The organism is Campylobacter sp. 2018MI13 (assembly GCF_018501135.1).
Classification (GTDB): Bacteria; Campylobacterota; Campylobacteria; order Campylobacterales; family Campylobacteraceae; genus Campylobacter_E.
Window position 1 is genome coordinate 1 of record NZ_JAHCZC010000071.1, and the last position, 9,807, is coordinate 9,807.

Below are 9,807 nucleotides of genomic sequence, written 5' to 3' on the forward strand. Positions count from 1 at the left end.
AGCTAATTGATTATATCTAATAAGTTACTTTAATAACCTATAATCGCGACATTTTTTTAAAAAAAGGATTAAAGTGGCAGAGATAAAACTACAAGGACATACACTAAAATCATTTGACTTAAAAACAAAACCAATTATGCAAGAATACTTAAAGGATTTTGATGTTAATGTCAGTGATTATTCATTTTGTGCGAACTATATTTGGCTTTCTAAAGCTAGTGGATTTTATTCAATAATCAATAATACATTTTGCTTATTTGTTATGAATGGTGGAGAATTATCTATGTTATTACCACCACTAGGAAAACCTCAAGATTGTTATGATAGCATACCAGAATGCTTTAAGATTATGAATGAAAACAATACTTCTACATATTACTCTAAAATTGAATATGTTTGTGATAACTTCTTAGAAGGATTTATTACCCATACAAATGAAGGTGAAGTTATGTTTAGCTCACTAGATAATTATATAATAGAAAAAAAATTAGCAGATTATATATATGTAAGCGATGATTTAATAGAGCTTAGGGGTAATGCTTATCACACTAAAAGAACCGAAATTAATAAATTTAAAAGAGTATATCCAAATTATTTTTTACAGACATTAGATTGTAAAAAACATAGCGATGATATAAAAATGCTTTTTGATAAATGGGTAAGCGATAGGATTAAATATGTTCCAAAAGCAGAAGTAGATGCGTTTTTAGATGGAATTTATCAAGAAAGATTAGCGATTAAAAAATGCTTACAAGATTACGAGACATTAGGACTAGATGGCTTAGTAATTTATATTGATGATGAATTAAAAGGCTTTACAATAGGCGAAAAAATATGTAGTGATACAGCAAGTGTATTGATTGAAAAAACTGATTTTGAAACTTTAGGTTGTGCTCAATTTATATTTAGAGAGTTTTCAAAAGTTTTAAAAGAAAAATATGATTGTAAATACATAAATGTGGGAGATGATATGGGCTTTGAAAACCTAAAAAAAGTTAAAATGTCGTATCGTCCAGAAAAAATCATACCAAAATACACAATATATCAAAAACTATGATTATAAAAGCTACTAAAACTCATTTAAAAGACCTTTTGTTAATTGAAGAAGAATGTTTTAAAAATGATTGTTTTAAGTTAAGTAAAAATAATTTCTTATATCACATAAAAAAAGAAAATATATTTATTTTTTTATGTGATAAAAAAGTAGCTGGATATATTATGAAGCTTACTTATAAAAATAGTATTAGAATATATTCTTTAGCGATAAAAGATGAATTTAAGGGTTTAAAAATAGGCACAAAATTATGCGAAGAACTAATTAATAATGCTAAAGTATTAAATAAAGAAAAGATATTTTTAGAAGTAAGAGTAAGCAATATAAATGCTATTAATTTATACAAAAAACTTCAATTTAAAGAAGAAAAAATCTTAAAAAATTATTATAGCAATGAAGATGGTATTAAAATGACGCTTATATTAAAGCCTAAAAATTAGGCTTTAAGTTTATTTTCTAATATGGGCGTTTCCTATGATTTGATATTTTGTAGTTGTTAATTCATTTAATCCCATAGGACCTCTTGCGTGAAGTTTTTGAGTGCTTATTCCTATTTCAGCCGCATAGCCAAATTCCGCACCATCGCTAAATCTAGTGCTAGCATTTACATATAAAACTGCTGAATCAATCTCATCTAAGAACTTATTAATATTAGTATAATCTTGAGAAATTATCGCTTCTGAATGATTTGTGCTGTATTTTTGAATGTGAAGTATAGCTTCATTAATATCATCTACTATTTTAATAGCTAGTATTAAATCTTCAAATTCTTCTTCCCAATCACTATCATTTGCCTTTTTATAATTTTTTAAAAATTTCTCACACTTAGCACAAACCCTAAGCTCTACATTAGGCATTTTGCTTTCTAATAAAGGCAAAATTTCGCTAGCTATATTTTTATTAATGAGTAAAGTCTCTACACTATTACATACCCCTGGTCTTTGCGTTTTAGCATTATTTATTATATTTATAGCATCATCTATTTTCGCATTATAATCAACATAAATATGACAATTCCCTACTCCTGTTTGAATACAAGGAATTAGACTATTATTTTTAACTTCATTAATCAAACTAGCACTACCTCTTGGAATTACCACATCTATATAATCATTCGCCCTTAAAAGTTCTTTTACTAAATCCCTGTTAGTATCACTTACAATCTGAACGAAATTCTCATCTAAATCAAATCTTTTTAATACCTTTTGAAAAATTGAAACTAAAAATAAATTAGTATTTAAAGCTTCCTTTCCACCCCTTAAAATCACTACATTAGAGCTCTTAAAACATAGTGCAAAAGCATCTACGCAAACATTAGGACGAGATTCAAAAATAATAGCAACTACTCCTAAAGGCACCTTAATTTGCTGCATTTTTAGACCATTTTCTAAAGTCTTTCCAAATACCACCCTACCCACTACATCATCAAGTAAAGCGACATTTCTTAAAGTGCTTATCATATTATTTATTCTATTTTCATTAAGTCTTAATCTATCTACAAAAGCACTTTTTAGATTTGAATTATCATTAATATCTTTAAGGTTTGCTTTTAATAAACCATCAATATTTGCAAGTATTTCATCAGCACAAGAATTTAAAACTTCTTTTTTAATACTTGAATTAAGCTTAGCTAATTTAGTCTTTGCATTTTTTGCGTTTTGGCATAAAATATCAATCATTTTTACTCCTTATCAAAAATAGTTCCTATATCAGCACCACTAATTAACTCGCTAATATTCATAGGATTAGAGCCATTTAAAATAGCCATTCTTACACCATTTTTAGCACAATTACTTGCAGCTTGTAATTTTGTCTTCATACCACCTATACTAAACTCACTACCTTTATCTCCGCCCATTTGCATAATCTCATCTGTGATTTTTTCTACATAAGAAATTCTTTTTGCATTAGGATTGTTCTTAGGATTTGCTGTATAAAATGCGTCTATATCACTTAAAATTATTAGCAAATCAGCCTTGATTAGACAAGCAACACTAGCTGAAAGGCTATCATTATCACTAAATTCAATCTCATAAGTTGAAATAGTATCATTAGCATTAATTATCGGGATAATTTCGTATTTTAATAAAGTATTTAAAGTGTTTTCAGTATTTTGTTTTCTTTGTTCTATTTCAAAATCATCTTTAGTTAGTAAAACTTGTGCTACAAATGAACTAAAATTAGCAAATGCGTTTTGATAAATATGCATAAGCTCTGCTTGACCTATTGCTGCTGCTGCTTGTTTTTCCATGGTAATTGTAGGTCTTTGCTTAAAGCCAAGTTTTTTTGAGCCAACCCCAATCGCACCTGAAGTAACCAATACAACTTCTTTTCCTTGATTTTTCAAATCAGCTAAAACCCAAGCTAACTTATTAATTAATCCTAAGTTTAAATTACCATTTTCATAAGTTAGAGTTGATGTGCCAACTTTGATTACAATTCTTTTGCTATCTTTTAAATTAATTTTTAAATTCTCATTCATATTTTCCCCTTATTTAGAAGAATATTAAATACTTTAAATTAATGCTTAAATATAAAAATTACAAATGAGAATTTAAAATGATTAGAATATAAAATAATAATATTTTACCCCTAATATTAGGGGTAAATTTTAGTAAAATATTATATGAACTTTTTGACTTCCATGAACTCCAAAAACGGTTACAAGCTCAATATCAGATGTTCTACTAGGACCTGCAATGTATAAAATATTAGTAGGTAAAATCTCATTTTCAGCCTTTATTCTAGCAAGACCACTAGCAAGTGAAGGCTCAATTTTTGTTTTATCAAGTAGCATAATGCAAAGCATTGGAGCAAGGCTTAGCATTCTTGGTTGATTTGCACTTGATTTTACACAAGCAACCCCATGTGAGCTAATAGCAAATTCTACATCAATTACTGAAAAATCACTATGAAAAACTTCACTTCTTAATTCTTCTACGCTTTTATCAAAACAAACTTTTTTACTTGCATTTATTTTTTCTACATCAGCACTTAGGCTTTTTGGATAAATTAAAGATGAATATCCATAAGAGCTTGTGATTTTGTTTATTTCATCATAAACATTGTCTAAGCCACTAACTTCATGAACTTCAAATTTGTTTTCACTCATTTTAGTTTTAGTTTCTTCTAAAGGATTATCGCTTTGTTTTATATGCACACTTGGGTCTATACTTTTATCATTTAACTCGTGTCTTACACCACATTCAATTGCGTTTAAAATCTGATTTCTTGAGCGATTGCTTATCTCTTCAATTCTCTTATTCATAAGAAACTCCTTCTAAGTTTTCTAATTCTTTATAAATATTTCCTTTAAGTTCAGGTAAGTCTTTATAAGTAGCCCAATTTTTAAGCACAGGTAGGCTTGTTCCTAGACTTTGTAATAGCCAGTTAAACTTACTTGCGTTACCAATAGCAACTCTCCACATTTTTGGACTTGTAGCAATATCAGCAAACTTAGCAAATCCATAGCTTTCCATTGCACTATGCTCTAATTCATTTGCACCTAGTGGAGCATTATCTCCAGCTTCACCTATCTTATCACGGCGTAATTTTCTAATCATACTATCAAGTGGGATTTTTACAGGGCAAACTTCAGAGCAACGACCACATAAAGAGCATAAGCTTAAAATATCTCCATGCTCTTTCATACCGAATAATTGCGGAGATATAACTTCTCCAATTGGCCCAGGATAAACAGCATCATAACTATGACCGCCGATTTTATCATACACAGGACAAAAGTTCATACAAGCACCACATCTAATGCAGCGTAATGCTTCATAATAATCTTCGTTACTTAAAATATTTGTTCTATGGTTGTTAAATAATATTATATGCACTTCTTTAGGACCATCTAGCTCATCAGCTTTTCTAGGGCCTGTAATAATATTGTTATACGCAGGGATAAATTGTCCTGTAGCAGATGGAGTTAATAATGTATCAGTTGTAGCTGCATCAGTAAAACTCTCTACTATTTTTTCAATTCCACAAATTGCTACATGAATAGTTGGAGCAGTTGTGCACATTCTACCATTGCCTTCATTTTCAATCAGCCAAATAGCACCTTCGCTTGAAATTGCAAAATTTACCCCGCTAATTCCCATTTGCAAACCTTCAAATTCATTTCTTAAATGAGTTCTAGCAATTGCATTTAATTTTTCAGGCTCACTTTCTTTAGCTACGCCTAATTTTTCGCTAAATAATTCTCCTATTTCATAACGATTTTTATGAATTGCAGGAACAACTATATGAACAGGAGTTTCATTACCTAATTGTAAAATCAGCTCTCCTAAATCAGTCTCAATTGCATTTAAGCCTTTGTGTTCTAAATAGTGATTTAAGCCTATTTCTTCACTAGCCATTGATTTGCCTTTTAAGACTTTACTGATTTTCTTTTCCATCATTAGCTCATAAATTATCTCACAAGCATCTTCTTTAGTATTTGCAAAATGCACTTTCATTCCATTTTTTGTAGCATTTTTTTCAAATTCTAATACCCTATCTTTTAAGGTATATAAAGCATTATTTTTAGCTTTTTGTGCTTTTGTTCTAAGCCCTTGCCAATCTTGAAATTTTGCATTTATTAGGTTTTTTCTTCTATCTTGTAAGGCGTGCATTGCAGAGCTTACATTTTCTCTCATTTGTTTATCAGCTAATTTAGTTTTAATTAATTCACTATGATTTTTCATATCTTTTCTCCTTGCATTCTAGCAGCTAAAAAGTCATATAAATGATAAGTTTTGATATCAAGACCCATTTTTGCAATAGTTCCACGAATGTTTAATAAACACCCACCATCAGCTGAAATTATAACCTTTGCTCCACTTTCAACTATATCATTTACTTTTGCAGTTGCCATAGCGTTTGAGATTTCAGGCTCTTTTACACTAAAAGTCCCACCAAATCCGCAGCATTCTTCTTCATATTTAAGCTCAACTAATTCAACATTTTTAAGACTTCTTAATAAATTTTTAGAAGCTTCAATGCTTTTTTGCACTCTTAAAGCGTGGCAATTGCTATGCCAAGTAACCTTAATAGGCTCTCCTTTATCTTCTATCTTAAATCCGATTTGTTCTAAATATTGACTAAGCTCTATTACTTTTGAGCTAAATTTTTTAATTTTTTCATAATTTGCGTCATCTTTAAAAAGCTCAACATAATCATGGCTCATCATACCACCGCAACTTCCACTAGGAATTACTACTGGTAAATCTTCACTAAATAATTCGGCATTATATAAAGCTACTTTTTTAGTATCTTTAAAATATCCTGTGTTATAACTTGGCTGACCGCAACAGGTTTGATCTTTTTTAAAAATCACTTCAACTCCAGCACTTCTTAAAAGCTTAATAGAGTTTAAAATAGTATTCTGCATAGCAGCACTTGCTAGACAGGTCGCATAAAAATATACTTTTTTTTGCATTTTTAACCCTTTTTAATAAAATGATAATTTATTATATAACTTTAAAAATATTAAAGGGTTAAAATGGTTTTTTATGCGATTATTTTTTTAAATGTGTTGATTTATTTACTTGAATTTTTATTTGGTAAATCTGTATTTATAAATAACTTTGCACTTTATTATGGAAGTGATTTTTATACATTTTTTACCTACTCGTTTTTACACGGAGATTTTGAGCATATTTTTATGAATATGGTAATGCTTTTTATGCTATCTCAAATTCTTAGATTTTTAAATATCAAACACTTACTAATTGTATATTTTGTAGGTGCAATTATTTCATCTTTGGGGTATTATTATTTAATGATAAATATGGGATATTATAATTTCATTTTACTTGGAGCTAGTGGAGCTATTAGTGCTTTGATGGGTTATGCTGCAATTATTTTAAGACAAAATGGATTTTTAATAGCTATTGTAGTAACTAGTATAATTTCTGCTGTGATTTTTCAAAATATTGCTTGGCAGGCTCATATTTTTGGTGCTATTTTTGGCATAATCTATGCTTATGGAATTTATTTTTTAAGGAGATAGAATGAAAAATTTTTTAAAAGGTTTTAGTTTATGCTTTAGTTTATTTATATTCTTTATATTAGGATTAATATCTACTAAAATTTATGAGTATTTAATAAATAAAGATGAAATTGTTATTGAGCAAACAATAGAAGTAGAAAAAAGATTAAATTATGATTCTTATATTTCAACTCCAAAATTTACTATGACAAAACAACTTAGTATAAAAGAAAATCTAAATGAAAATGAAAAGAATGAAATAGAAGAATTATTCTCTAAGGTATTAGAAAGAGTAAAAGAAAGTAATTTATGTGAAGGTGGAAGCTATATATTACAACCTAATATAGCCTATCAAGATGGAATGAATATTCCAAATGGTTATAAATTTGATTCTGCTTTAAGATGCGAGTTTAAAAAAGAAGAATATCAAAACTATAAGAATTTATTAAAAGATATAGATAACATACTAGCTAATAATGAGTATATTACAATTAATTCTCCTGCCTTAAATCTATCAGTTAGTAAAGAAGAAATAAGCATAATAAAACAAGAATTGTATGATGAAATATTTAAAAAAGCTATAAGTATAAAAGATAAATATTCTAATCTTACAAATAAAATTTGTGAAATAAAATCAATAAAACATTATGAATTAGCACAAAATCAAATATTAGGTGCTGATTATAAATACGATGATACACCAATAGAAAAAGATAGTGATTTTAAACTAAACGCTACTTTAGAATTAACTTGCAAATAAGGAAAAAATATGAGTGAAATTATAACTAAAGGCTTTGCAGCTTATGATGAAAGTGCTAATTTTAAGCCAATTACTTTTAAAAGAAGTGCTTTAAGAGATGATGAGATATTGATTAAAACTATGTATTGTGGGATTTGCCATAGTGATATTCACGCTGCTAAAAACGAATGGAAAGCTACAAAATATCCTATAGTTCCAGGTCATGAAATAGTTGGCTTAGTAGTTGAAATCGGTAAAAATGTAAAAGAATTTGAAATAGGAAATTACGCGGGAATTGGTTGTTTGATTAATTCTTGTGGTGAATGTGATGCTTGTTTAAACTCAAATGAGCAATTTTGTCAAAAAGGTGCTGTTTGGACTTATAATAGTGTTGATTATTTTAATAATTCAGAAATTACTAAAGGCGGATATTCAAATTATATAAAAGTTCATAAAAACTATGCAATTAAAGTTCCTAATAATGCTCCACTAAAACTAATTGCTCCACTTTTTTGTGCAGGAATTACTACTTATTCTCCACTTAAATTCTCTAAAGTTAGTAAAGGTATGGATGTAGCAATCGCAGGATTTGGGGGCTTGGGTGTAATGGCTTTTAAATACGCAAAAGCAATGGGTGCAAATGTTAGTGTAATAGCTAGAAACGATACTAAAAAAGAAGCAGCTATTAAACTTGGAGCAAGTAATTATTATAATGATATTAATAAGGTTGATAAAAAATTTGATGTAATAATTAGCACAATTCCAAGTAAATACGATGTCTTAGCATATGCAAGAGCTTTAAAATACGGCGGAGAAATGGCAATCGTTGGCTTACCACCAATAAACGAGCAAGTATCAATTAGTCTAAATGCCTTAATTAGAGTAAATCATAAGAAAATTTATGGCTCATTAATAGGTGGCATTAAAGAAACTAAAGAAATGCTTGAATTTTCATTAAAACACTCAATTTATCCAGAAGTTAAAATCATAAAACCTGATGAAATTAATAAAGCTTATGATGACTTATTGAATAATTCAAATTCTTTTAGATATGTAATTGATTTTAATGAATAAAAATCTAATTTTAAGCCTAATATCTTTAGGCTTAATATCATTTTTAAGCGTATTAATTGAAACTTCTTTAAATGTAACTTTTGCTTATTTAATACAAACTTTTAATATTGATATTAATAAGGCTTCTTTGCTTACTTCTATGTTTTTACTAGCAATCACACTTACAATGCCACTAAGCTCATATTTAGTAAATCAAATTAATACTAAAAAACTTTTTATTTTTACTAATTTATTATTTTTAATAAGCCTAATAATTTGCTCAAGTACAGGTGAGTTTTATATTTTAGTTTTTGCTAGATTTTTACAAGGAATTGCTGCAGGTATTGCTCTACCACTTATGTTTAATATGGTAATTTTTAAAGCTAGTGAAAAATACTTCGGATTTTTGATGGGATTTTGTATATTTTTAGTAGCGACTGCACCTGGTTTTGGGCCAATTTATGGTGGATTTATTATGAAATATTTTCAGTTTAAAGATATTTTTATATTTTTAATACCTTTTTTGGTTTTTGCCTTTGTTTTAGGAATTAAAAATATTCCAAATCTTGGAACAAAATATAAATTAGACTTAAAAGAATATATATTAATTGTATTGCTAGTGATTAGTGTTGCTATAAGTATTAAATATATTTATATTTTATTTTTTAGTATTTTAATTATTTTTATGCTAAATAAAAGCAAAATTATTGCAAGTGCTAAGAATTTGCAATTTTTCTCATCTACTTTAATTGTATTTTTAATGCAGTTTTTTGCTTTAAGCTACTCATTAATACTACCGAATTATTTAATTATGAATAAAAATTATGATAATTTTGAAGCTAGTAAAGTAATGCTTTTAGGCTCATTAATTGCTGCTATTTTATCTCCAATAAGCGGATATTTAAGCGATAAATTTGGCTCTTTTAAATTAAGTTTGCTAGGTATTTTTATCATAATAATTGCAAATATTTTATTATTAAATAT

The 9,807-nt window shown here is 27.9% G+C and carries 11 protein-coding genes; 6 read left to right on the plus strand and 5 right to left on the minus strand.

Annotated features, from left to right (window positions below; translation table 11 throughout):
• Nucleotides 1–73 precede the first annotated feature (73 nt).
• Together KJQ99_RS07435 and rimI are read left to right on the plus strand one after the other, a co-directional pair.
• Entirely contained in the window at nt 74–1,057 is a 984-nt protein-coding gene (locus KJQ99_RS07435) for a DUF2156 domain-containing protein (RefSeq protein WP_336606890.1), read from the plus strand.
• Nucleotides 1,054–1,494 carry a ribosomal protein S18-alanine N-acetyltransferase gene (gene rimI, locus KJQ99_RS07440; RefSeq protein ID WP_214116611.1) on the plus strand — a complete coding sequence of 147 codons (441 nt, stop codon included), beginning with the start codon at nt 1,054–1,056 and terminating at the stop codon, nt 1,492–1,494. The genes KJQ99_RS07435 and rimI overlap by 4 nt, the downstream gene beginning before the upstream one ends.
• Nucleotides 1,495–1,503: 9 nt before the next feature.
• Here rimI and KJQ99_RS07445 read toward each other — a convergent pair whose 3' ends face one another.
• The 5 genes from KJQ99_RS07445 to KJQ99_RS07465 all read right to left on the minus strand — a co-directional run bounded on the left by KJQ99_RS07445 (nt 1,504) and on the right by KJQ99_RS07465 (nt 6,479).
• The gene (locus tag KJQ99_RS07445; protein WP_214150423.1) at nt 1,504–2,733 is read right to left on the minus strand and encodes a glutamate-5-semialdehyde dehydrogenase; all 1,230 of its coding nucleotides are present in this window, start codon (nt 2,731–2,733) and stop codon (nt 1,504–1,506) included.
• Nucleotides 2,734–2,735: 2 nt separating this feature from the next.
• Nucleotides 2,736–3,536, minus strand: coding sequence for a glutamate 5-kinase (gene proB, locus KJQ99_RS07450; RefSeq protein ID WP_214116606.1), 801 nt, complete (start codon nt 3,534–3,536; stop codon nt 2,736–2,738).
• Nucleotides 3,537–3,665: 129 nt separating this feature from the next.
• Nucleotides 3,666–4,322 carry a LutC/YkgG family protein gene (locus KJQ99_RS07455; protein ID WP_214150424.1) on the minus strand — a complete coding sequence of 219 codons (657 nt, stop codon included), beginning with the start codon at nt 4,320–4,322 and terminating at the stop codon, nt 3,666–3,668.
• Nucleotides 4,315–5,745, minus strand: coding sequence for a LutB/LldF family L-lactate oxidation iron-sulfur protein (locus tag KJQ99_RS07460; RefSeq protein WP_214116601.1), 1,431 nt, complete (start codon nt 5,743–5,745; stop codon nt 4,315–4,317). The genes KJQ99_RS07455 and KJQ99_RS07460 overlap by 8 nt, the downstream gene beginning before the upstream one ends.
• Nucleotides 5,742–6,479: a (Fe-S)-binding protein gene (locus KJQ99_RS07465; protein ID WP_214116599.1), complete on the minus strand. Its 738-nt coding sequence runs from the start codon at nt 6,477–6,479 to the stop codon at nt 5,742–5,744. The genes KJQ99_RS07460 and KJQ99_RS07465 overlap by 4 nt, the downstream gene beginning before the upstream one ends.
• 63 nt (nt 6,480–6,542) lie before the next feature.
• Between KJQ99_RS07465 and KJQ99_RS07470 the strand changes: the two genes are divergently transcribed.
• The 4 genes from KJQ99_RS07470 to KJQ99_RS07485 form a co-directional block, all read left to right on the plus strand.
• Entirely contained in the window at nt 6,543–7,052 is a 510-nt protein-coding gene (locus KJQ99_RS07470; RefSeq protein ID WP_214116597.1) for a rhomboid family intramembrane serine protease, read from the plus strand.
• Nucleotide 7,053: 1 nt separating this feature from the next.
• Nucleotides 7,054–7,791 carry a hypothetical protein gene (locus KJQ99_RS07475; RefSeq protein WP_214150425.1) on the plus strand — a complete coding sequence of 246 codons (738 nt, stop codon included), beginning with the start codon at nt 7,054–7,056 and terminating at the stop codon, nt 7,789–7,791.
• A gap of 9 nt (nt 7,792–7,800) precedes the next feature.
• The gene (locus KJQ99_RS07480) at nt 7,801–8,844 is read left to right on the plus strand and encodes an NAD(P)-dependent alcohol dehydrogenase (protein ID WP_214150426.1); all 1,044 of its coding nucleotides are present in this window, start codon (nt 7,801–7,803) and stop codon (nt 8,842–8,844) included.
• The coding region (locus KJQ99_RS07485) for an MFS transporter (protein ID WP_214150427.1) at nt 8,837–9,807 on the plus strand (971 nt) is incomplete at its 3' end. The genes KJQ99_RS07480 and KJQ99_RS07485, both read left to right, overlap by 8 nt.

Bases quoted from the DNA above. Each gene is read 5' to 3' on its own strand.
- rimI (WP_214116611.1), top strand. From the start codon at position 1,054: ATGATTATAAAAGCTACTAAAACTCATTTAAAAGACCTTTTGTTAATT.
- KJQ99_RS07445 (WP_214150423.1), bottom strand. From the start codon at position 2,733: ATGATTGATATTTTATGCCAAAACGCAAAAAATGCAAAGACTAAATTA.
- proB (WP_214116606.1), bottom strand. From the start codon at position 3,536: ATGAATGAGAATTTAAAAATTAATTTAAAAGATAGCAAAAGAATTGTA.
- KJQ99_RS07455 (WP_214150424.1), bottom strand. From the start codon at position 4,322: ATGAATAAGAGAATTGAAGAGATAAGCAATCGCTCAAGAAATCAGATT.
- KJQ99_RS07460 (WP_214116601.1), bottom strand. From the start codon at position 5,745: ATGAAAAATCATAGTGAATTAATTAAAACTAAATTAGCTGATAAACAA.
- KJQ99_RS07465 (WP_214116599.1), bottom strand. From the start codon at position 6,479: ATGCAAAAAAAAGTATATTTTTATGCGACCTGTCTAGCAAGTGCTGCT.
- KJQ99_RS07470 (WP_214116597.1), top strand. From the start codon at position 6,543: ATGGTTTTTTATGCGATTATTTTTTTAAATGTGTTGATTTATTTACTT.
- KJQ99_RS07475 (WP_214150425.1), top strand. From the start codon at position 7,054: ATGAAAAATTTTTTAAAAGGTTTTAGTTTATGCTTTAGTTTATTTATA.
- KJQ99_RS07480 (WP_214150426.1), top strand. From the start codon at position 7,801: ATGAGTGAAATTATAACTAAAGGCTTTGCAGCTTATGATGAAAGTGCT.